The sequence below is a fragment of the Microbacterium sp. BE35 genome (genome assembly GCF_031457705.1).
Taxonomy (GTDB): domain Bacteria; phylum Actinomycetota; class Actinomycetes; order Actinomycetales; family Microbacteriaceae; genus Microbacterium; species Microbacterium trichothecenolyticum.
The window spans coordinates 327786-347915 of the sequence record NZ_JAVDXD010000003.1 but is presented as its reverse complement, the minus strand read 5'-3'; the positions used below and the strand labels follow the sequence as shown (position 1 = coordinate 347915).

The 20130-nt window shown below is 63.6% G+C and carries 26 protein-coding genes and 1 pseudogene; 4 read left to right on the top strand and 23 right to left on the bottom strand.

From position 1 onward, the window contains the following. Positions 1-102: 102 nt before the first annotated feature. The 3 genes from J2Y46_RS13065 to J2Y46_RS13055 all read left to right on the top strand — a co-directional run bounded on the left by J2Y46_RS13065 (position 103) and on the right by J2Y46_RS13055 (position 2276). On the top strand, positions 103-354 hold the full coding sequence (locus tag J2Y46_RS13065) for a hypothetical protein (RefSeq protein WP_310242828.1): 252 nt from the start codon (positions 103-105) through the stop codon (positions 352-354). Positions 355-722: 368 nt separating this feature from the next. Further along, positions 723-1868 (top strand): site-specific integrase, encoded by a 1146-nt coding sequence (locus tag J2Y46_RS13060; RefSeq protein ID WP_310242826.1) that lies wholly within the window; start codon positions 723-725, stop codon positions 1866-1868. 108 nt (positions 1869-1976) lie between these two features. After that, positions 1977-2276 (top strand): hypothetical protein, encoded by a 300-nt coding sequence (locus tag J2Y46_RS13055; RefSeq protein ID WP_310242824.1) that lies wholly within the window; start codon positions 1977-1979, stop codon positions 2274-2276. 47 nt (positions 2277-2323) lie between these two features. Here the strand turns inward: J2Y46_RS13055 and J2Y46_RS13050 are convergent, their stop codons facing one another. The 4 genes and pseudogenes from J2Y46_RS13050 to J2Y46_RS13040 all read right to left on the bottom strand — a co-directional run bounded on the left by J2Y46_RS13050 (position 2324) and on the right by J2Y46_RS13040 (position 4614). After that, complete coding sequence (locus tag J2Y46_RS13050; RefSeq protein WP_310242822.1) at positions 2324-3064, bottom strand: hypothetical protein; 741 nt, start codon at positions 3062-3064, stop codon at positions 2324-2326. A 3-nt stretch (positions 3065-3067) separates the two neighbouring features. Next, the gene (locus J2Y46_RS13045; protein ID WP_310242820.1) at positions 3068-4117 is read right to left on the bottom strand and encodes a hypothetical protein; all 1050 of its coding nucleotides are present in this window, start codon (positions 4115-4117) and stop codon (positions 3068-3070) included. A 48-nt stretch (positions 4118-4165) separates the two neighbouring features. Further along, positions 4166-4267 (bottom strand): annotated as a pseudogene (locus J2Y46_RS20695) (hypothetical protein); the annotation flags it as partial. A gap of 8 nt (positions 4268-4275) precedes the next feature. Beyond that, positions 4276-4614 (bottom strand): hypothetical protein, encoded by a 339-nt coding sequence (locus J2Y46_RS13040; RefSeq protein WP_310242817.1) that lies wholly within the window; start codon positions 4612-4614, stop codon positions 4276-4278. Between the two features lie 261 nt (positions 4615-4875). Here J2Y46_RS13040 and J2Y46_RS13035 point away from each other — a divergent pair, with 261 nt between their 5' ends. Next, on the top strand, positions 4876-5472 hold the full coding sequence (locus J2Y46_RS13035; protein ID WP_310242815.1) for a hypothetical protein: 597 nt from the start codon (positions 4876-4878) through the stop codon (positions 5470-5472). 612 nt (positions 5473-6084) lie between these two features. Here the strand turns inward: J2Y46_RS13035 and J2Y46_RS13030 are convergent. The 19 genes from J2Y46_RS13030 to J2Y46_RS12940 form a co-directional block, all read right to left on the bottom strand. Then, positions 6085-6372: a hypothetical protein gene (locus J2Y46_RS13030; protein WP_310242813.1), complete on the bottom strand. Its 288-nt coding sequence runs from the start codon at positions 6370-6372 to the stop codon at positions 6085-6087. A 13-nt stretch (positions 6373-6385) separates the two neighbouring features. Next, a complete protein-coding gene (locus J2Y46_RS13025; protein ID WP_310242811.1) occupies positions 6386-6757 on the bottom strand; it encodes a hypothetical protein in 372 nt (123 codons plus the stop codon). A 1-nt stretch (position 6758) separates the two neighbouring features. Then, positions 6759-6941 carry a hypothetical protein gene (locus J2Y46_RS13020; protein WP_310242810.1) on the bottom strand — a complete coding sequence of 61 codons (183 nt, stop codon included), beginning with the start codon at positions 6939-6941 and terminating at the stop codon, positions 6759-6761. Positions 6942-7009: 68 nt separating this feature from the next. Then, complete coding sequence (locus J2Y46_RS13015) at positions 7010-7201, bottom strand: hypothetical protein (protein ID WP_310242808.1); 192 nt, start codon at positions 7199-7201, stop codon at positions 7010-7012. Further along, on the bottom strand, positions 7198-8139 hold the full coding sequence (locus tag J2Y46_RS13010; RefSeq protein ID WP_310242806.1) for a hypothetical protein: 942 nt from the start codon (positions 8137-8139) through the stop codon (positions 7198-7200). Before J2Y46_RS13010 ends, J2Y46_RS13015 begins: the two co-directional genes overlap by 4 nt. Continuing rightward, positions 8139-9092, bottom strand: a complete 954-nt coding sequence (locus J2Y46_RS13005; protein ID WP_310242804.1) for a hypothetical protein — start codon at positions 9090-9092, stop codon at positions 8139-8141. The genes J2Y46_RS13010 and J2Y46_RS13005 overlap by 1 nt, the downstream gene beginning before the upstream one ends. Positions 9093-9195: 103 nt before the next feature. Beyond that, the gene (locus J2Y46_RS13000) at positions 9196-10191 is read right to left on the bottom strand and encodes a hypothetical protein (RefSeq protein WP_310242802.1); all 996 of its coding nucleotides are present in this window, start codon (positions 10189-10191) and stop codon (positions 9196-9198) included. Further along, positions 10191-11171, bottom strand: coding sequence for a hypothetical protein (locus J2Y46_RS12995; protein ID WP_310242800.1), 981 nt, complete (start codon positions 11169-11171; stop codon positions 10191-10193). Before J2Y46_RS12995 ends, J2Y46_RS13000 begins: the two co-directional genes overlap by 1 nt. Positions 11172-11245: 74 nt before the next feature. Then, positions 11246-11929, bottom strand: coding sequence for a hypothetical protein (locus J2Y46_RS12990; RefSeq protein ID WP_310242798.1), 684 nt, complete (start codon positions 11927-11929; stop codon positions 11246-11248). 86 nt (positions 11930-12015) lie between these two features. Next, positions 12016-14739 (bottom strand): phage tail tape measure protein, encoded by a 2724-nt coding sequence (locus J2Y46_RS12985; protein WP_310242796.1) that lies wholly within the window; start codon positions 14737-14739, stop codon positions 12016-12018. Between the two features lie 183 nt (positions 14740-14922). Beyond that, entirely contained in the window at positions 14923-15168 is a 246-nt protein-coding gene (locus J2Y46_RS12980) for a hypothetical protein (protein WP_310242794.1), read from the bottom strand. Positions 15169-15281: 113 nt separating this feature from the next. Then, positions 15282-15731, bottom strand: a complete 450-nt coding sequence (locus tag J2Y46_RS12975) for a hypothetical protein (RefSeq protein ID WP_310242792.1) — start codon at positions 15729-15731, stop codon at positions 15282-15284. A 73-nt stretch (positions 15732-15804) separates the two neighbouring features. Continuing rightward, entirely contained in the window at positions 15805-16227 is a 423-nt protein-coding gene (locus J2Y46_RS12970; protein ID WP_310242790.1) for a hypothetical protein, read from the bottom strand. Between the two features lie 17 nt (positions 16228-16244). Continuing rightward, positions 16245-16802, bottom strand: a complete 558-nt coding sequence (locus tag J2Y46_RS12965; protein ID WP_310242788.1) for an NUMOD4 motif-containing HNH endonuclease — start codon at positions 16800-16802, stop codon at positions 16245-16247. A 102-nt stretch (positions 16803-16904) separates the two neighbouring features. Further along, a complete protein-coding gene (locus tag J2Y46_RS12960; RefSeq protein ID WP_310242786.1) occupies positions 16905-17276 on the bottom strand; it encodes a hypothetical protein in 372 nt (123 codons plus the stop codon). A gap of 164 nt (positions 17277-17440) precedes the next feature. Continuing rightward, positions 17441-17830 (bottom strand): DUF6093 family protein, encoded by a 390-nt coding sequence (locus tag J2Y46_RS12955; RefSeq protein ID WP_310242784.1) that lies wholly within the window; start codon positions 17828-17830, stop codon positions 17441-17443. Beyond that, the gene (locus tag J2Y46_RS12950; protein ID WP_310242782.1) at positions 17827-18387 is read right to left on the bottom strand and encodes a hypothetical protein; all 561 of its coding nucleotides are present in this window, start codon (positions 18385-18387) and stop codon (positions 17827-17829) included. Before J2Y46_RS12950 ends, J2Y46_RS12955 begins: the two co-directional genes overlap by 4 nt. 16 nt (positions 18388-18403) lie before the next feature. Then, the gene (locus J2Y46_RS12945; protein WP_310242780.1) at positions 18404-18901 is read right to left on the bottom strand and encodes a hypothetical protein; all 498 of its coding nucleotides are present in this window, start codon (positions 18899-18901) and stop codon (positions 18404-18406) included. Between the two features lie 30 nt (positions 18902-18931). Continuing rightward, positions 18932-20122, bottom strand: coding sequence for a DUF5309 family protein (locus J2Y46_RS12940; RefSeq protein WP_310242779.1), 1191 nt, complete (start codon positions 20120-20122; stop codon positions 18932-18934). Positions 20123-20130 lie beyond the last annotated feature (8 nt).

Sequence of the window (20130 nt, the reverse complement as noted above, 5' to 3'; positions counted from 1 at the left end):
GGCCTACATCGCTGTTAATCTGTTAGTGGGTACAACCCACAAAGAAGCCCCCGAACCTGCTGTCACAGGCCGGGGGCAGAAGCCGACTAACAAGGAGTCGACATGGCACATCGTACCGAAATCGGTAGGCGTGAGCCGCACGACGAGAAGACGCCCGAGCAGACGATCGACTGGGTGGTCCAGGACTGGGACCAGAACGCACTCCGCGGCATCCCTCAGCCGCCACTCGCCAGCGCGATCATCGACGCCCTGGTCTACAAGGCGTATTTCGAGGAAGCGGAGAGCGCGCTGCGGTGGCTTGACCCCGAGGGTGGCGTTCAGCGCCGCGTCCTCAACGGCAAGGTGACTGAGTAATGAGCGCGGTTCTTGGTGCCGCTGCTGTTGTTATCTTCGCGGTGGTCTGGGTCGGTTGCGTTGTACTTCTGATCCTCCCCGCCGAGGGGAGTGAGCAATGAGCGGCCACTACCTTGCTGTCAGACACGAGTCCTACGACAGCGACATGGTGTACGGCATATTCGACTCCCTGCATGGAGCGAAGGACAGGCTAGAACAGGCCGGTGACCGGTCGGCCGCGATCGAGCTATGGGTAGATGCGAACGTGGTCGAGTCATGGGAATGGCTTCGCGAAGAATGGATGACTTGGGCAGAGTACCGAGCATCCAGGGCGCGCAATGCCTAGGCCTTCGCCGCGGAAGAACAAGGACGGCACCGTCTCGTGGCGGGTGCAGTTCCGCATCGGGGACAAGGTCGTCCAAGAGACATTCCCCACCGAACGGGGCGCGGCGGAGTTCGCCCGCCTCGTGGAAACCGCGGGTGGGGCTGCGGCACGTCAAGTGCTGCGGAGACGCGAGGAAGGCCAATCTGACGCGGTAACCCTCCGTGCCTGGACCGCCCGCTACCTCGACCCCGAATCAGGCCTCCTGACAGGCGTGGAACCCGGCACCCGCAAAGGCTACGAACGCGCCGCGAACAACAGCTTCCTCCGCATACTCGGCGACTACCCCGTAGACGCCATCCACAAAGCCGACGTCGGCCGCTGGTTGGCATGGCAGGAAGCGCAACCCGCCCGCCGTGGTGGCGGACGCCCTGTCGCGGCGAAAACGATCCGCAACTACCACGGCATTCTCTCCGCCGTCCTCGCCTCCGCCGTCGCCGAGAAGATCCGTGACGACAACCCCGCCTACAAGACCCGACTCAGTAAGGGTGTGAAACGGGAGGCAGTGTTCCTGTCCCCCGACGAGTTCGCCACACTCCTCTACTACATCCCCGACCACTACCAAGGTCTCGTGATGTTCCTCGCCGGCACAGGCGCACGGTGGGGCGAAGCAACCGCAGTTAAGTGGTCCGACGTGAACTCTCGAGCGATCCCCGCGACGGTGCGGATCGATGAGGCGTGGAAGAAGTCTGAGACGAACGTTCCCGTGTTGAAGCACACCAAGTCGTCGAAGTCGTTGCGTACGATCAGTCTTCCCCCGGATGTTCTTGACGCGATGGGGGTTCGCGGGGGTTCCCCCGAGCTCGTGTTCTCGACGCGACAGTTGCGGCGCCGGGTCCGGTATCAGACGTTCCGTGACCGGGTGTGGTTGCCCGCGGTCGAGAAAGCGATGGACGGGGATCTTTGCGACACGGCAGGGCTCGTGCCCCTCACCCGCCGACCCACCCCGCACGACCTACGCCACAGTCACGCGTCATGGTTGATCGCTGCGGGTACACCACTCCCCTACGTGCAGGCTCGCCTCGGGCATGAGTCCATCCAGACCACCGTCAACGTGTACGGGCACCTGGTACCCGAAGCGCACATTCAGATGGCGGACGTCATCGGCGGCACCCTCGCGAACGTGCGAACGCTGAAGCAACTGGACCACTAAGTAGCCACCCGGGCGTGGTGCGACCCTCCCGAGGGTCGTGTGTCTCGCCAGGGAGGGCCGCACGGTGAGCGTACCCTGGATTCCTCGGCCGGAGGAAGAGAGGCGCCGATGGCCGACTGGCATCCGATCGAATCAGCCGTGGAGAATCCGGCGGGTGTGTGGGCGATGGTTGCGCCGGATGGTCGCGAGTACGGGCGTATCGAACTGCGGCGTGTGAACGGTGGCGAACTGCGGTACAAGGTCACCCGTGACGGTGTGGTGTTGGGGTGGGCGTCGACGTTGCGGGAAGCCTGCTACCGGGTACACATGGTGTTCCTCGCGGCGCATGGTCCGGGTGGTGGGTCTGTGTCGGACTGGGGTGAACTCACTGGGCGGGAACGACGAAAAGCCCCCTCGAACCCGGCGTGAAGCCGAGCCCGAGGGGGCAAATCAAACTGAGGTGTTTAGGTGCCGGGTCAGAGTGTGAGCGGCTCGCGGAACAGGGTGAGCTTGACGCCGCCGAGGCGGAACGCCTGGTTCACCGCGGCCTTGGTCTGCATCATCAGCGCGCCGCACACCGACCCTGAGAGCATGGCCGAGGCGTCGAGCGTGGCGACCGGGTTGGCCGGGTCGTCCTCGAAGAACACCGCCTCTTTCTGCTTGGTGTAGAGCAGGAAGCCCATGTTGCGGAACCGGTAGCCCTCTCGGAGCGTGCGGAACGACGCGCCGAACTCGCCGAAGTCGCCTGTCACGCCGGGCATGGCGAACCGTGCCCACGAGTCGGTGTTGCGCTGGATGATGCGGGCTCCCGCGTTGCCTGCCGGGCCGCCCGTGTAGGTGACCGAGTGGATGCCGAACGAGATGAGCACGTTCAGGTCGTCGGATGCCGCGTTCGCGTTGGAGAACTGCACACCCGAGCACTGGAACATGATCGCCGCATACTGATCCATCGGGATCGGGGCCGTCGCCAGCCGGGCCACGTTGTCGAGCGTGGAGCCGGTGTTGACGAGGTAGGAGCCTGGCGTTGTGCCGTGGACGACGACACCGCCCGTGCCGCTGCTGCCGCTCGTGCCGTCCGTGGCCGGCGTCTGCAACCATGCCGGGGCTGTGGGGAGCCCCTCGCCGAACACGAAGTTCCGCTCGTAGACGTGCTCGCTGAGTCCGGGGCGCACCAGGCGTCCCTCGAAGTCGAGTGCGTAACCGCGTTTCAGATCCATGGCTCAGGCCTCCGCAACCGCGACCCGGAACGACGAGTAGGCGTCCCCCGATCGGTAGAACATGTACAGGCGTCCCTCGTGCTCGATGACGCCGCCCGCGCCGACTGCGGAGTCTGTGAGGGTGTGCACGCGGCCGACGACGCGGCGCAGGTCGGGTGAGAGCTGCACGAACCCGACCTGGCGTGGGGCGGTCACGAATCCGGACGTGTGGTTGCCGATGGTGACGACCGCCCACGGGTTGCCACGCCACTGGAAGATGGACCGGATGGACACGCGCCGGCCGTTGTCTGCCCCGACGAGGTGGGAGAAGTGCCCGAACCGGCGAGGGTCGGTGACGAACGTGATGCCGTCGTCCGAGTAGGATCGGCCGTATTGCGCCCAGTCCCCGCCGCCCATCAGGTGCACGGCGACGATGCGCCCGTTGATGCGCTGGGGCTCGAGGTACGTGGACTGCCCGTCGCCCGGCCACACGGGGTCGGTGGTGCCCCGGCCCTGCACGACGATGCCGACGCGCTCGAAGCTGCCCGGCAGACCGTTCGCTGACCGTGCCAGGAGCGTGGACTGGTTCAGCCCGGCGCCCTGGTTCTGGTAGTAGATGTAGATCGGCTTTCCTGCCGGGTCGCTCGGCACGTACAGCGGCGTGGGCGTCTCGGTCTGGTTGCCGACCACAGTGTCTTGCCACACGGTGAGGGTGCCGCCCGGCTTGTACATCGTCCACGGGCCGGTGAGCGCGTCGGCGTAGGCGAGCATGATGCCGCCCTTCCCGTTGAACGGCTCGGGGGTTCCTGCGGTGTCGTGGTCGGTAGCGATGTAGGCGTAGAACCGGCCCAGCGGGCTCGTGATGATCCCGTCCGTGCAGATCACCCGCATGGTCGCGATGGACGGCGCACCTACCACGGCGCGCGTGAGCAGGTCGCCGCCCGTCGCCACAAAGTTGGGGGCGAGTTCCTCGCCAGATCGCCCCGGCGTGACCGTCGTCTTTCCCGTGAACCGGGTCTGCCCGACCGCACCAATCGTGGCCGAGAGTTCTGGTGCTGCGGCGATCTTCGACATGTCCACCACAGCAGGCAGCGCACCCCACAAGTGCACCCCATCACCACGCTTCTCAACACCCGTGTCAGTGTCGAGACCAGGCTCACCAGGACGGAGAACCCGGGTTGATGCCGCCCACTGCGCGGTCGTACCCCGACGCAACTGGAACACATAATCAGTCACGGTGCACCCCCATCCAGAATCACCTCAGGGCCACCCGGGAGCGTCCCACCATCATCCAGAGAACGCCCCACAACAAGCGTCGCCGACCCGGACTGCGGGTACGTCCACGGCCCATCCGACCCCTGCGTCACCTTCACCTGCAACCGATACTTCCCCACCGGAAGCCCACCCGTGCGCGCCCACAACACACCCGCCGCAGCATCCTTCACCACATGATCGAGAGGCCCACCGCCACCCCCAGACACCGGTTCAGCAACTACCAGAACAGTCGCGGCGGTGAGGTCACCCGACGTGTCGACCACAGTCCACATGTCTCCCTGGGTGGTGAAGATCATTGCCCCTCCTCAAGGGTTCTATGCGTGCCCCCGTTGAGGGTGCGTGTGGTGTTGCCGGTGAGGGTGCGTGCCATGGCGGGCTCAAGGGTGCGGTGGCCCGGGATGGCGGGGTATCCGCCAGGAGGTGCCACCGTGGCCGTGAAGCCCGTCACTGAAACGAACAGGACCGCCCCCGCCGCGGGTACTGTTGGCGCCGCTGTGAGGGCACTGGTCGATCCGAGGGCGACTGTCCCCGCGACCCGCGCCGCACCAACCGCGGTCATGCCCGACGACGACACAAACAGGACTGTCGCGTCCGTGGGTACCGTGGACGACGCACCGAACGTGGACGTTGACGTGAACGTGCGCGAGCTCGCAAGCCGTGCCACCGGGGCCATCGTCAGCCCCGACGTAGACCCGGACGTGACGGTACTGGCTAGCCGTGCCACAGGTGCCGCGGTGACAGTGGATGTGGATCCGAACGTGACTGTTGCGGGGAACGTCCCGTTAGACGACACCGCGAACGTTGACGACGCCGGAATACTCACCGTGCCCACAAGCGCCGCCACAGGCGACCCCGTGAAACTCGACGCAGACCCGACTGTGACAGCACCCGCAAGAGCCGCAACCGGAGACACCGTCAGGCCACTAGTGGACGTGAACGACACCGTCGCGGCGAGACGCGCCACAGGCGAAACTGTCAACCCTGACGCTGCCGGGACCGTCCCCGCCGCCGCCAACCGTGCAACCGGGACACCCGACACCGTCGACACGGAATCGAACTGCACCGTGCCCGCGAACGACCCGCCACCGCCCGCGGTGTCCATACGGAACACCGCACCGGACACATCATGCCCAGACAGCCCAGACGGACCATAGTTGCGGGTGCCTGCCGTTTGCCCCGTCCACGACCCAACGAACAGAGAATAGTTGGTCGTGTCGAAGTAGGTCCGGTGGACCGTGCCGCCCGCGGGTGTCGTGGTGGACCCCATGTTCGTCGCAGCCCAGTCCGCAGCACCATACAGAGTCGTAGACGAGGTCGACAACGTAACCGACGTTTGTCCGTCCGTGTCAGCCGCGAACCCGGACCCCACGAACCCGTACGTCGCGCCAACCTCAGCAGCCGGAATGAGGAACGCCGCCACACCCATCCGCATGGATGACGTGTACCGAAGAGTGCCCCTAACCGTCACCGTCCCCGGAGCGGAAACGAGGGCGTACCCGCCGACAAAGTCCACGTCGTTTGACGCGGTCACGGCCGGTGACACCAGCGTCCACGATCCCGTCGAACCTGACTGGGTGGCAACGCTACGAGTGCCGGCACCCGCATAGTTCTCACCCATCACGAACACGACAATCAGGTCACCTGACTGCGCCCCCGTGATCGCAAGATCCTTATAGACGTTCCCCGAGCCGGTGCCCGACGTGCCGAACGAGCCGCCCGTCGACTGGGTGTCGAAGTAGGAGATAGCCATCCGCTACCCCCTCAGATCAGTTGAGACCAGTCAGCCGGTCAGCAAAGAAGAAGAAATCGTCCGCCTGAGCCTGCGTGCTCTGACCATTCGCGATCAGCGACAGCTTCGCCAACGCAAGAAACGCGGACTTCATCGTCGCCACATCCTCAGACGTCCAACCCTGCGAAACCAGGTCAGCATCCTGCTTCCCCTGCAACCACGCGTTGATCCGGGTGACGTCGTCTAGCTGGTTACGGAGAGCAATAATCGAGTTGCCCATGCGGGCGTCAACAGTGGGCTTATCAGTGGGGTAGCCAGCGGCCATCAAAATGTCCTAATCAGTCGAGGGTGAACGCAACCGAGCCAACGGCCCAACTGATTACGTCAGAGGTCGCGAGAACCCGGGAAGCACCAAGCGCCGTCCAGTCCGTGATCTGGTTACCCGACGTCGACGCGTCAAACAGGGCCACATGCGTGACCGTGACCGCACCGGACGCGCCCGCCGAAGTGAGCGCGTTCGCGTTCGCCTTCACAGACGGGGTCGCAGCAGTCGCAGCCGCCCACCCGGTAGCACCGATCGCGGTACGGGCAAGGTTCCCCGTCTCCGTCGTACCATTCGCGGAATACGCGATATACGACGTCCCACCGGTCGTCGGGAACCGCAGATCGAGGACCGCCTGCTGTTGCGCCTGAGTCCAACCACCAGCCATCTCAGTTCTCCTCAGTGTCGCCCGGAACAACCGGGGGCTTCGTGTTCAACGCCGCAAGCACCACGGCAAGGATCAGCGGCACCGTCGCAGGGTCAATCCAGCCCTGCTGAATCGCGAGCGCACCGACCGCGGAAAGCACCCAGTACACCCAACGGCGCACCAGATACCACTTGATGTTCTTCATGGTTCCTCCTGTGGAAGCAGAAACGCCGCCCATGAAGGCGGCGCGACGATTAGTAATGCTGTGAGGACTCAACCGGTGAAAGCCTTCACCGTGATCCCACCGAGAGCGACGATGACAATCCCCACCACAACCCACTGAGCGGCAACCTGCTGCTCGATCTTCCGCAGACGCTCATCCAGGATCGACTTGATACCCTGCACCTCGACGTACACGTCCTTCAACGTGACCCTGAACCCGGGCTCCTCAGGCGGCGTTGTCACGAGGCAAGCCGCTTCGCAAGCTCATCCGCAACAACCCCGCCCAACGCTGCCTTCAGTCGATCAGCCAACCCGCCGACATCCACCACGCCCTCAGCGTCCTTGATCCCAAGAACCGTCGCATGGATCTGTGCCAGCATCGCCGCGGCATTCAAACCACCGACCACACCCGTGACATTGTGACCCCACACCTCAGTGCCCACCGTGGGCACCTGGTCAATGTGCAGACCACCCGTCGCGATCCGCACATACGCGTCATACTTCTCAGTCGTAAGCCCCGAGAGCACCTTCGATGAGATGTCACCCGCCCACTTCTGGTCGGCAGGGTTGTCGATCTTCTGCGCCCCGAATGGGACACCGCCGATAACGGCCCAGGGCCGGCCAGCACCTGAGATTGTGATCATTTCGTCCTCCAAATTGACAGGCGGTTCAAACGGGGTAGCGCCGATGCCTGCTGGCACGGCCCGGTAAGGGGCGAAATCGATGACATGCCAGGGCTCATCTGGGTAACCGCGGCCACGAGATATCAGTCCCGGCTCGAGACCCACAGCACGCACATCCCTGTACCATGCGGCGCGGTCGCCGCCGTACACGTCCGACCAGTTGTGGTAGTCGATCGCCATCGTGTCGCGGTTCTCCCAGTAACCGCCGTGCGAAGACGTGCCAACGGTCGCGGCACCTTTTCCGTAGAGCCGCTTAGCAAACGCCTGCGAAGCGAGAGGCCTGTAGAACGAGTAGCCGGCGGATGGTTGCAGGTCGCGACCAGTGTTCCTCTTCGCAAGCGCAACAAGAGCACAGTGCTTCGCGTACGTGCCGGGCGTGGTCAACCACTGCCATTCCTCGATCTCGACCTTCCCGTTGATGACATGCCGGGTGGTTCCCGACTTGAGAAGGACCAGCGCCGACGCAGGAACACGACCATTCGGGAACGTCCCCGGCATCAGGTGACCCCGAACACGCGAATGACCCCGGTGGTCGTACCCCCCGAAGGACAGTTAAGCTGCAAGCCGGTGAGTTGATCGGTGGAGTTCAGGTTCCCGGAACAGAGCAGGGCGCCTGTTGACCCGCCCAGGAGGGTGAGGTTTGAGATAACCATCGTCGCTTCGGCAGCGTTAGCCGCAATCACATCCATGGTCGACGCGGACATGGAACCCGCATCACCGACCATTGGGTCACCGAAGTGCGACTGTGCCACGTTCGACCCACCCGTGACCGCGCCACCATTGATGACCCCAACCCGCGTGTGCGAGTACGACGTGCCACCAATGACGGTTGTGCTCACCATGCCCTGCACCGTGTACCCACCCGCTGCGATGCGCGCAGAGAACTTTGACATGATCCGGTAGTCGCGGAAGTTCGTGGAGAAGATGTCACGGATCTGCACTGCTGTCGACGCGGGAACCGCAGTGAGGATCACGTCGCCGTTCGCGCCAATGCTTACTCCCGATCCGTTCACCGATCCCGGAGTGAGGCGGAACATTCCGCCAGACCCAGCGGCCCACGCCGACCCAGTCCACCTGTACTCGTCAACGCCGATTCGGCAACGGTCCCCCGAGGCAAGGTAGGCGCTGTTGGACGTGGTCCATGTGTCGCGGGCGCCGGTCGACGCGAACGCCAGGACGCCGGAACTGGGGATCCATACGGTTCCGTCAACCGTGTACTCGAGGCGGTGGAGCCCAGGTGCATCGTGCCGGTATACGACGAGCGGTTTCGTTGAGGACGGCGCCTCACCAGCGGCGGTCAGATCGGAGACAAGCGTGGCACGTGCAGTCGTGTTCGCCACAGGGACGACATCCCGAATCGACTCGCCGAATTCCTTGAAGATCGTGTCGCGGCTCACCGAAGCGTCGGTCCCGGACGGGATGACGTGCTTACGCGCGTTCGTGGTTGGCATTAGTCCTCCTGCTGTACCTGGGCTTCATGCCACAGAATGTGTCTTACGCCGGACGCGACGATGGCCCCGCACGTCGGGCACTCCCACCAAACGTCGTCAGCCATCAGACGGTGACCGTGTACTGGATGGTCAACGCCATGCCGTCGCCCCGAGCTGTCCCGTAGAACCCGGCGTAGTCTGTCCCCACCGTCGCCAGGCCCTTGTATGTGCCTGCAAGGAAGCCTGCAAACACACTGGAGTTGAGGGCTACGCCTGTCGTCTGTCCGGGTGCGATTGCGGCGCCGGAGCTCGTCGCCCCGCCAACGCTCGGCGCTCCGCCTGGCTGCACACCATTTGACGACGGCTGAACGGTTGGTGTCTTACCGGTGGAAACGCTCGAATCTGCGCGGGTTACAGTGACAACCATTGATGTAATCGACGTCGCACCAAGATTGACGATCTGGTCGCCGTAGGTGGCGAGGCCGGTCATCGGACCAGACCCATACCCATTCCCCTGCCACAACGTGGACCTGCCTCCGTAACGATCCGTGTTCCACGAATCCCACCGGGAGTATGCCGACCGCCAAGAGCCTGACCACTGCGGGCTGATCGTCGCCTGCCGCGTCACAACCTGCCCAGGGTTGCCCGTCCCCCCCGACCCGGCCGTGCCACCATCACCCGCATAGGAACCCTGCGGCCCGAGGATGATCACCGGAGCACCGAACTGTTTCAATGAACGCAGCACATGCACTGCCGTCGACACGGCGTAGGTACCTGTGACGTAGGGAAGCGTGTACGAAGACCCAAGGCAGGTGATGGTGAGCGTGCCGGTGCCAGCGTTCACAGCCGTCACGGTGCCTGTCACGATCTCTGGTTGCGTGTCCAACGCGCCCAGACAGTAGTAGGCGCGTCCCCCATCAAGCGGGGATCGCTCCAAGCGGACCTTCGCTCCCGCGACGTAGATGTCTGCGGCAGCCGGAACCCACAACGGGTCTGAGGCACCAACAGTCACTTGAACCTGTCGTGCGGAAGCGTTCACACCAACGACGGTCCCGATCCGCAACGAACCTGAATCGGAACCCGGGTCGAGCCCGTCAGGCAGGTTCCCGAAGACGTCCATCAGAAAACCCCCACGTCAACAGTCATCGGCCCGTCATCGACCGTCAGCGGCAGTTCCACCGCCACCACGTAGCCTCGGTCGCGGAACCCGTCACGCATGACTTCGACCGGGTCGTCCAGTTCGATCCGAGGGTCCGGGGCCGCTGTGACCCTCACCGTCCGGGACGGGCGCACAGCATCAGAGAGTTGGGTCTGCGCGGCGGCGAGGCACTGCGCCTGATTCAGCAGCAACGGAGATGAGAAGAACTTCGTCACCCGGAAATAGGTGGCTGCATTCATCGGCCCAGCGGTCTGCACGGCTTCAGCCCACGCATCCACTCCATCCGCGGAAGACCTGGCCACCACGTGGTTATAGGCACGATCGCGGGACTCTACCCGCGGCACCGACACCACAGTCCCGCCCTCACCATCGGTGAAAGCAACGACCACCGACGACACCTCATCAGCAAGCGGCTGCTTCAACAGCACCTGACCCCACTCATCCATTCGCAACCGCGCCGGCCACGAATCAGCAATCAGATACAGGTCATCCAGACGGTTCTCTTCCCACTGCATCGACACCGGGCAGGACCGGTTCGAGAGCCCCACGAACTGCGCCGACATCTGGGCCGGCAACAGTCGCAGGAATTCGGACTGCAAAGTCCCACCGTCGCGTGGTGACAGAACGGCCGGGAGGCGATCGTCAGCAGCGATCCGCAGCAACCCCTCACCCTGAACAGTGATCGACGACTCGTCGTAAGCCCACTCAGTGATCAGGAACCGTCCCAGACGGGTATCAACATCGTTGACAACCACAGTCACGTCGAGCATCTGCCCGAATCGCGCCAACGGTGCCGAGTCGCTGACAGGAAGCCAGTCGACCGTCCGATTCCCCTCGACAGAGAACCGGGGCACAGTGATCTGCACACTGTCTGGTATCTGCCTGTCCAGCGACCACCGCGCGCTGCCCCGCAGGATGGGAACGTTGTCCGCGAGCAGCACGCCAGCCCTGGTCGATGAGATCCGCACGCTCCATGACGCCGCGGCGGCGAGCACTGCCGCGGAGGCACCAGCCCTCACAGCAACGTCCAATCCTGCGTGTCGAACTGATTCCACAGTTTGCCCGTGAACGCGGCGTCGAACGTTGACCAGAGGTCCGGCGACGCCATCGCGGCGTCGAAGTCGTCCCACGAGAACGCACCCAGCCGGGTATCCATGTACGGGTCATCGACCAGCAGGTAAGCGAGGCCCCATTCCCGTTTCCCCACTTCAGGGATGCCGGTGTTCGATGCTCGAGTAACAAGAACCGGTGCAACTGGGGACATGTCAAACGTGGACGACCCCATCAGCCAGATCAGCGGGGCACCGTCTTCCAGAAGCTCATCGAACGCCACCGAATCGGCGATGTCGACGCGCACCAGCAGATTCCCGCCACCAGCACCCGTGTTCGTGTACCGAACCACGGGCCGCCGCCTGCCCGGAACGGAGAACACGGCGTGCCGAACCTCAAGCTCGGTGTCCTGAGACCCATACATAAGGTCGGCGCCGACCGTCCTTCGCCCATCCAACGACTGCAATGCGATATCACGGCCGAACGTGCGCGTCACCGGGGAAGCGGCCTGTGTAGTACCTGCCGTGTACTGGTATGTGATCGGAGTGTTCAGCGGCCCACGGTTGTCAACGAGGACGAGCTGGTTGCCGTCGCCGACACCTTCACCACCGGGCACCGTCCACGTGTACGCCCCCGTCGTGCCGGTCACGGTCCACCCAACCCCAAGGGTTGTCGCGGAGACCACGATCTGCACCGACTGGGGCGCGGACCCGCTGATGAGAGTTGCCGTTGTCGTCAACGTCTACCTCCCTTAAAAGGTGTCGCAGCCTGCCGCAGTGCCGCATTCGCGACACCGCCAGAAACGTCCTCCACATACGCGGTGAACTCCCGCTCACCAACACGCAGCGTGAGGCTCGATGGCAGCGAAGTGCCGGACGACACCGATGCGCCGCCGCCGTGTAGCGACTCGCGGAACGCGTACACGGAATGCTGACCACCCATCGCAGCCACATCCGCCGCAGACAGCACATGCTCACCGTCAGACAGTCGGTACAGACCCGCAGTGTCCGACGTTCCCGTACCAGGTCCGTGGATCGCGCCACCCGACGCACGCCCCGGGACCAGACTGTCCGTCGCCGGGTTGTAACCGACCGTGCCGACCGCGGTACGGATCGTGATGACCCGACCGTCGTACTTGTTGAACACACCCTGAATCGCGTTGAGAGCGTCCTGCGTGTGCGCCTTCACATACGTGTCGATGTTCTCCGGGATCAACCCGAGCTCATCCGCGTACGCCTCCGCCGCATCGCCAGTGATACCGAACTGAGCCAGCATGTCGATCAGCTTCTGCCGCCCGTCAGCGACAACCTTGTTGGCGTCCTCCTGTGAACCGGTCTGCTCATACGTTGCCGCAGCCAGGTCGAGCGAAGACTTCGCGAGGTCATCCAACGCAGCCTGGTTGTCACGGCCCGCCTGAGTCGTCACATCGAGACTGTTACCGTTCTCGTCAATCGACGCCTGAAGGTCATCCAACGCCTGCTCGAACTGACGGTTCGCGTCACGAGTGGAGAGCGTCGCGGAACCGAAGTTGCGGATCTGATCCGCCAGCCCATCAACCTCGTCACCCGTCGACTCCGCCTGACCAGCAAGAGCCCGCAGAGCGTCCGTGTTCTCCTGAGTCGTCTCCTCGGACTCGCCCATAGCCAGGTCGAGAAGTGACTGCGAATCAGCCGCGACACCCGCCGCGGTCGCCTGATCTGTCAGTTCCTTCCTCAACGCCGGCATCGTCTCGAGCAACGTCTTCTGCTGCTTCTCAGTCAGATCGCCCGACTCCACCAGGAGACGGAACTGACGCTGAGCAGACGGAAGATCCGACTCCGCTAGTTTCGCGAGCTCGCCACCCAACCGTTCAAGGTTGAAGATCGTGTTCCCAAACAGGGGGTTGTTCTGCCCGCCCGTTCCCTTCGCGAAGTTGTCCAGCGCGTCACCAAGAGACTTCACCTGAGCCTCAGCGAGCTTCAGGTTCGACGACCCACCAACCTGCTTCTGAATCGCCGCGTCGAACAGCTTCGTGGCGTCCGTAGCCGTCTTGATCTGGTTGGCAGTCTCCTCCGCAGAAGGACCAATCTCACTCAACGCAGTCTGGAGCGCATCCAGAGCCACGACACCAACCGCAAGCCCCGCAAGAGCCCCGCCGCCGATCTTCGCCACCATCCCGATACCACGAGCCGCCGAAGCAGCCTTCGGGCCAAGGACATCCAACGCCGCGTTGAACTCAGCGATCTTCGGCACCAGCAGCAGATACGACCCAAGCGCGACCGAACCGGCCGTCGCCACAGCGCCCACCCAGAACACGGCATCCTTCGCCGGCTGCGGCATGTCATTGAACTTGTCGACAAGCCCCGTGAGGCCCTGCACGAACGACCGCAGAGGACCATCAGCAGCGGCACCGATCGAGATCATGGCCGTGTCAACCGCACCCTGAAGCGCCTCGATGTCACCCTTCAGGTTGTCAAGGCGGGTCTCAGCGGTCTCCGCCGCGTACCCGGCATCGTTGACCTTGTCAGTCCACTCCTCGATACCAGCGGCGCCCTCTTCGTAGAGGATCGTCGCGGCACGGATCGCGTCCTGACCAAAGATCGTCGCAAGGGTCGCGTTCTTCTGCTCATCCGTCATCCCACGCAGGGAATCCTGAAGTTCGCCCGCTAGCCCCGACATGCCGATGAACTGGCCCCCGGCGTCATACGCCTCGATGCCAAGTTCCTTCATCAGGTCTTTGACTTCCCCGGTGGGGTTCGCGAGACGCAGAAGCATCGTGCGGAACGACGTACCAGCGTCGGACCCGAGCAGACCCGCGCTAGCGAACGCTGCCAGCGACCCGACCGTCTCCTCAACGGAGATACCAAACTGGTTCGCGACAAGACCGGACTGCTTGAGCGCCTGCGACATGTCGCCGACGTCACCCATCGCCTTACCCGCACCAGCCGCAAGGAGATCCGCGACGTGAGCCGCCTGGTTCCCCTCCAACTGGAACTGCTGCATCGTGGTCGCCGCGATACCAGCCGCGTCTGCAACCTCGATCCCACCAGCCGCCGCAAGATCAAGAGCACCCGTCAGCGCACCGCCCAGAATGTCGGTGGTCGAGATACCAGCCTTCGCCAGTTCCTCAATCGCCCCAGCCGCCTCCGTAGCGGAGTACACCGTTGACGCGCCAGCCTCGAGCGCCGCGTCCGACAGCAACTTCATGTTCGCCGCGGTCTCATGCGTCGCCGCCTGAACGTTCGACATCGCCTGGTCGAAGTCCGCAAACTTCGAGATCGCAAGCCCCAGCCCGACAGCCATCAGCCCGCCGGCCGCAAGAGCCGTCCGCCCCAACTGGTCGAACTGCTTCTTCGTCTCCGCAAGCTTCTGCGCCTCAGACGCGGTGTCTGATGTCGCCTTCCGAGCCTTCTCCATCCCGGCCAGATAGTTCTGCATCTGCGCGGTCAGAGTGACCTTTACGACGCGCTCGGAAGCCATAAGGACCGCCCCTCGTGTATCACCACTCGCTAGACGGCCCTCAGCAAGGTATGTTCACTCACATGAGGGTCGGAGGAGTTGTCCTAATCGCCGCAGCCGTAATCGGCCTCGGCTTGCTCCTGGCCGCAGGATTCTTCCTGCCGTGGGTCATCGCCGCCGCAATAGTGACCGGCCTCGCCGGCGTCACCCTTGTGGTTTCTTCTGCACGTCCCACACGAACGACGAATCGCCCTTAGCAGCCGGGTAAGCGTCGTAGAACCGCTTCTGCGCCGAGTTCAACGCCGCCACCGACCAATCACGGATCGGCGGCTTCACATCAAACGCGAACTGATTCGCCGGGTCCGTCGCCTCCGCAAACGTGTACCCCGTGGGGCTTCGCCTCACGTTCGCCCGACGCCGGGACGCGATCAGCGCCGCAACGTCCTGCATGGAGAACTCCGACTCACGCACGACAACTGTCCGCCGAACCACATTCCCGTCACCGTCGAACTCAACGTGCGTCTCAGCGGGCTCCCACCCAGCCAGACGCCGCGGCGAAACACCTAGTTCGCGTGCGAGGTCCGCTTCCTCTTGGGCGCGGACATTCGTGCTTTTCCCAGTGACGCCAACAGGTCAGCGGGGGCCTTCTGATTCACAGCCCACAACGCCGCCGCAATGAGCTTGAGGTTCGGGGACGTGAGCTCGTCAATGAGCGCACCCCACGTCTCCCTGTCGAACTCGCCCTCATCGTCGAGCAGCGGTTCACCACCAACAACGACACTCTCGAGCGGGTAGACGCGGACGATACGGTCAGCATTGAACCCCACGTTCTCGTCCTGAGTGGAGCCCTTACGCGGAGGGCACATCGCAGTAAGGTCCGCCCATACATGCCCCGGAATCCTCCCGAACGCAATGTCAACGAGCTCCCCACCAACCTCCACCGGGACCACCGTGGGCGGCGCCGTTTCAGCCTTCGCGCGCGCTTTCGCGATCAACGCCTTCACATCAGTCATGTCCACCCCTTTTCCACCCCTTGGTTTGACACCGTGCCGGAGCCAAGGGTGGAGGTGCCCCGGCACGGTGAACTCATGAGGGCCTAGAGACCCACTCAGCGGACGCATCCGCGTAATACAGGAACGGCTTCACCGACTGGTCCTCACGAACCCGCGAACCACCAGAAACAGTGACCTTCGCCGGAACACGACCCGTAATAGCGACCTGATGGCCGACGAGTTGCGTGAGTACCCGCGACAACGTCAACCGGACAGCCTGCGGGGACACCCCGACAACACGGAAGTCCACCTCGAACTCGACCGTGTCCGCGAACGTCTGCACCTGAGAGAACCGTTCCTGCGGAGTATCGACCGGTACAGGCGCGTACAGCACCACATAGTTGTCGCGGATGAGAGCACCCGCGGCGTCGAGCCGCACCGTGTCGTACACCTTGCCGGCGAGACCCGTTCCCGCTTCAATGCGGGTCTTGAGGGCCGTGAAATACTCGTCAATCACGGTGCCTCCTAGAGGATCTACTGCATGATGAGGGCGAACCTCTTGTCCGCTTCTGTCTTGCTAAACGGCTCACCGCGTCGACGCGCCGCCGCGTACTCCTGGCCGCAGGCCCGACACTTACGCCCGCCTGCGAGAAGCTGAGCGCGCTCTAGGTTCGGCGACACAAGGGAGTGTCCGCGGGGACAGTGCGTCTTCCGCGACTCCTTGTGGGTTCGATGACGCCCCTGGTCGCGGTTGTTCTCCGCGTGGGTGTCCCAACGCAAATTCGAGAGGTGGTTATTGGTGGGGTCGCCGTCGTTGTGACAACCCTCCATGCCCTCAGGGCAGGTGCCAACGAACGCTTCCAGGACCATGCGGTGAACCAACTTTGCGGTGCGCCGATTGTCGGTGTACAGATGAGCGATCATGTAGCCGCCTTGATGGCGGTTCAGCGCGATCACCCGTCCCTGTTGCAGGCGCGTCATGCCCTGCCCCTTGTAGACGATGCGATCAACAGACCGGACAACGCCGGTATTCGATACCTCGTACTGTCCTGCATAGCCCGGGACGGGGCGGAATTCCTCGGTAGACTGCATAGCAGCCCTCCAATCAACTAGACCTTGATTGCGGGTGAGGTCCCGGATTGAGTGTTGACGCACTCTCCGGGGCCGTTTCAATTCTACCGCGGGCGTCCGACATTAGAGGATGTCGGAGACCGCCTTTGCAAGCCCCTCGATGAAGTCCTGCTCGTTCTTGCGCATGGCCGTTCTGCCTGCGTGTTGGGGTGCGCTCCGCACGTCACCGCGCGCGTCCTCGACGAGACCGAATGAACCTGAGTCGCCCGGCGTCGGGCCGATCTCAGCGACCACGCTCGACTTCAGTTCCCTGGTCTCGTAGGTGACGTCAGCCGCGTACCCGCCAAGCCCGGTACGGTCAGCACCAGCCCGCCAGTCCTTCTTGACATTCGTCGCCGTGAACCGGACCGCGGAACGAACGTTCGCGGATGCCTCGGCCGGCACGTTCGCGAGATCCTGTGCGAGCTTCAACAGTTCAGAGAAGTCGTCACTCACTACGCACGCCCCAGGTACCGCTTGCGGAGCGCGCGAGAGGTGAAGTACCACCGAGACATGAGTCGGTGCGCGCGCGGCGACACGACCCAACGCGTTCCAAACCACGTAACGCCGACTACCAGGCCTCGGTACACGATCACGGTCGAGTAGGCATCCAGCTTCAACTAACTCACCTCTTCGACGGGGAATCTGTGTGCCGTGGTCTGGCCCGCCTGAGGGCGATCTGAGACCCTGAAAACCCTGCCCACCAGCGACGGGTCAACCGTCGAAGTCGTGCACCGTACGAGCACCCCAGGGGCCGCAGATACCGTCCCCACGCCGACGTGGATCTCACGCCGCGACACAATCGGGAACTGGCCCCCGGACTCCACGTCACGACCATCCGTGTTCGTGAACTTCAGGCGACCCGCAACACCCGAAGCAACCACCGTCTCAACGGTCGTCGGGTTCAACGTGACCGGGTCCGTCGACTCAGACTCCGTGTAGAACGTGAACGTCTCCGTGAACCGAGCCTGCGCCCAGTTGCGTCCGAGACCAAGCGTGCCGGCGATCATCGGGAACCCGCGATCGTCGCCGATCCCATACCGAACTGGTTCCGCACGGCTGCCTCAGCGTGCGGGGTCAAAGCCATGCCTGACAACCCGCCAGCGTCCGCCCACGCGATCTTGAAGTCGTCGATCGAAACCGACGACAGCCCACCCGCAGAAAGCCCAAGATTCGCCTCGATGGTGAGGAGCGCCTGCGAGACGAGTACACAGGTGTACCGAACCAGCTCCTCCGGGGGATCGAGGAAGCCCCACGTGAACTTCACGGTCACGGGCTCGTCACACACAACGGTGATGTACCCGGGACGGTACCGGTGCTCAACACCAGCACCGTCCCGAGTCACTTCATCCACGGAGACGATTGGCCACTGTGGAAGGTCCAACCTGCCGTCGACCGGGTACCCAACGAACGTTGACTGCACCCGTGGGTATACCACCTGGCCGATGACATGGCGAAGGTAGGTGGAAGCGTCCTCCAACAGCACCTGAATCTGCTCCTGCTGGTCGACCTCAAAGGTACGACCCAGCCGAGTCTCGAGCTCGGCAACCGTGGCGAACGCTTCCACCAGAACCTCCTACTTGTTACGCGACGAGAACCTGATCCCGCTGGGTCACAGCGGTGATGAAGAACGTCTGCGACACGGTGTCAACACCGTTCTCCACGGGAGCGTCGGGACGCTTCGCGCCCGCCTTCCACGTGATGATGTCGACCTTGTGAGTCGTGACCGTCGCGTCAGTCGCATTGGCAACGCCATAACGAATCGCGAACTGACCCGTCAGACCCTCGGTGAACAGCGTGTCGGCGGAGTCCACAGCGGTAGACCGCACGTACTTCACCTCAAGGGTCTCCTTCTTGCGACCCGGCTGGGTGAGATCCTGGTCAAGCGTCAGACGCTTGTCCTCAACCTCAGCCTGCGTCAGGGTGTAATTCCACCCGTCAGCAGTGAACGAGTACGTGACCTTCTTCGCGGTCGCACCGTTCAGAATCGCAACCGACTTCGCGTTCGAACCGGTGGGCACGAACCAGATGGTCCGCGTACCGTCCGACTGGGTGGATGCGGGAACTGTTTCAGCAGCCATTAGCCACCTCCTTTCCTGTCAGGAGCCGGCTCAGACCTTGAGACCGGTGATGATGCCGTGCGCGGTCTCGGGGCCGTAGGCCAGGCCGATCTCGCCGTACAGCTGCACGTCCTCCGAAGCGCCCGTCTTGGCGAGCGGCTCAGCGAAGAAGTGACCCTTACCGGGGGTCTCGAGGTAGACCGGGCGGAGCAGGTCGAGCGAGGACACAACGACCGAGTCCGCGGGGACGTGACGGGAGACCATCACGTTGAGGGTGCCGAAGTCGGTCACCACCGTGGACACGTTGACGCCACCGACCGTGCGGGACGACTCGACGAACTTGCCGTACGCACCCGCGTACGCCGCCGAGATCGCGCGCTTCTGCGTCGAGTTGACGATCAGCGTCGCGGCGTCCAGGTTCTGGATGCCGCCGTTGTCGAAGACGAGCTGCGCGATGCTGTTGATGTCATCGACGCTCGTGGCCGAAGTCTGTGGCCGGCGCACGTTGATGCCAGTACCGGTGCCGACCGTGATCGCGGGACCGCCAACGGTCGCCGCGATCTTGAACGACACGGTCGTGCTGATCGACTGCACGTAGTACACGCGTCCAGGAACGATGACCGACGCCGCGGCGCCCGACACCGCCGTGAACACGACAGCGTCGTTGACCGACAGTGCGTGAGTGACCGTGATGGTGTCGGTCGCCGACGTTCCACCCGTGTAGCTCACACTCGCCTTGTTGATCACGTTCGTGGTGATCGCCGGGATGAGGCCGCGAGTCTGACGAGCCGAAGCGTTCGAACCAGGCTTCGAGTAGATGCCGTTGATGAACGACCACTCCACGTCGAGAAGCATCTGCTTCAGCTCCTGCGCAACCTGCCAGTCGAGCTCGTTCTTGATCGGGTTGGCCTGGTCGTTGTTCGACCCGGACTTCTGGCCGAACGCACCCAGCTTCGAGTAAGCGATGCTCACCTTCGACTGGTGGATCTGCGTCACGTTGGTGACGTTCGCTCGCACCCGAGCGACCGGGGACGGCGCGGTTGCACCTTCCACCTGAGTGTTCTGGCCCGGAGTGCGAAGGTCGAAGGTCTCCCACTCGAACTCGGGCGAAGTGGTCTGTCCGCCACCGTTCAGTCCACCGATCGCCGAGAAGAGAGGCGTCGCCGAAGGGCTGAGCTGGTGAAGGATGCCGGTGAAGTTGGGCAGATTGTAGGTCGTGCCCAGCCCAGTGATTCCAGCCATGCTGGCTC

Excerpts from the sequence above, each read along its gene's own strand:
- J2Y46_RS13045 (WP_310242820.1), bottom strand. The coding sequence starts at position 4,117 with ATGTCGAAGATCGCCGCAGCACCAGAACTCTCGGCCACGATTGGTGCG.
- J2Y46_RS12940 (WP_310242779.1), bottom strand. The coding sequence starts at position 20,122 with ATGGCTGGAATCACTGGGCTGGGCACGACCTACAATCTGCCCAACTTC.
- J2Y46_RS13000 (WP_310242802.1), bottom strand. The coding sequence starts at position 10,191 with ATGGACGTCTTCGGGAACCTGCCTGACGGGCTCGACCCGGGTTCCGAT.
- J2Y46_RS12955 (WP_310242784.1), bottom strand. The coding sequence starts at position 17,830 with ATGATCGCCGGCACGCTTGGTCTCGGACGCAACTGGGCGCAGGCTCGG.
- J2Y46_RS12965 (WP_310242788.1), bottom strand. The coding sequence starts at position 16,802 with ATGCAGTCTACCGAGGAATTCCGCCCCGTCCCGGGCTATGCAGGACAG.
- J2Y46_RS13050 (WP_310242822.1), bottom strand. The coding sequence starts at position 3,064 with ATGGATCTGAAACGCGGTTACGCACTCGACTTCGAGGGACGCCTGGTG.
- J2Y46_RS13040 (WP_310242817.1), bottom strand. The coding sequence starts at position 4,614 with ATGATCTTCACCACCCAGGGAGACATGTGGACTGTGGTCGACACGTCG.
- J2Y46_RS12945 (WP_310242780.1), bottom strand. The coding sequence starts at position 18,901 with ATGGCTGCTGAAACAGTTCCCGCATCCACCCAGTCGGACGGTACGCGG.
- J2Y46_RS13035 (WP_310242815.1), top strand. The coding sequence starts at position 4,876 with ATGCCCGACGACGACACAAACAGGACTGTCGCGTCCGTGGGTACCGTG.
- J2Y46_RS12985 (WP_310242796.1), bottom strand. The coding sequence starts at position 14,739 with ATGGCTTCCGAGCGCGTCGTAAAGGTCACTCTGACCGCGCAGATGCAG.
- J2Y46_RS13065 (WP_310242828.1), top strand. The coding sequence starts at position 103 with ATGGCACATCGTACCGAAATCGGTAGGCGTGAGCCGCACGACGAGAAG.
- J2Y46_RS13025 (WP_310242811.1), bottom strand. The coding sequence starts at position 6,757 with ATGGCTGGTGGTTGGACTCAGGCGCAACAGCAGGCGGTCCTCGATCTG.
- J2Y46_RS12975 (WP_310242792.1), bottom strand. The coding sequence starts at position 15,731 with ATGACTGATGTGAAGGCGTTGATCGCGAAAGCGCGCGCGAAGGCTGAA.
- J2Y46_RS13005 (WP_310242804.1), bottom strand. The coding sequence starts at position 9,092 with ATGCCAACCACGAACGCGCGTAAGCACGTCATCCCGTCCGGGACCGAC.
- J2Y46_RS13030 (WP_310242813.1), bottom strand. The coding sequence starts at position 6,372 with ATGGCCGCTGGCTACCCCACTGATAAGCCCACTGTTGACGCCCGCATG.
- J2Y46_RS13055 (WP_310242824.1), top strand. The coding sequence starts at position 1,977 with ATGGCCGACTGGCATCCGATCGAATCAGCCGTGGAGAATCCGGCGGGT.
- J2Y46_RS13010 (WP_310242806.1), bottom strand. The coding sequence starts at position 8,139 with ATGCCGGGGACGTTCCCGAATGGTCGTGTTCCTGCGTCGGCGCTGGTC.
- J2Y46_RS12980 (WP_310242794.1), bottom strand. The coding sequence starts at position 15,168 with ATGCAGGACGTTGCGGCGCTGATCGCGTCCCGGCGTCGGGCGAACGTG.
- J2Y46_RS13020 (WP_310242810.1), bottom strand. The coding sequence starts at position 6,941 with ATGAAGAACATCAAGTGGTATCTGGTGCGCCGTTGGGTGTACTGGGTG.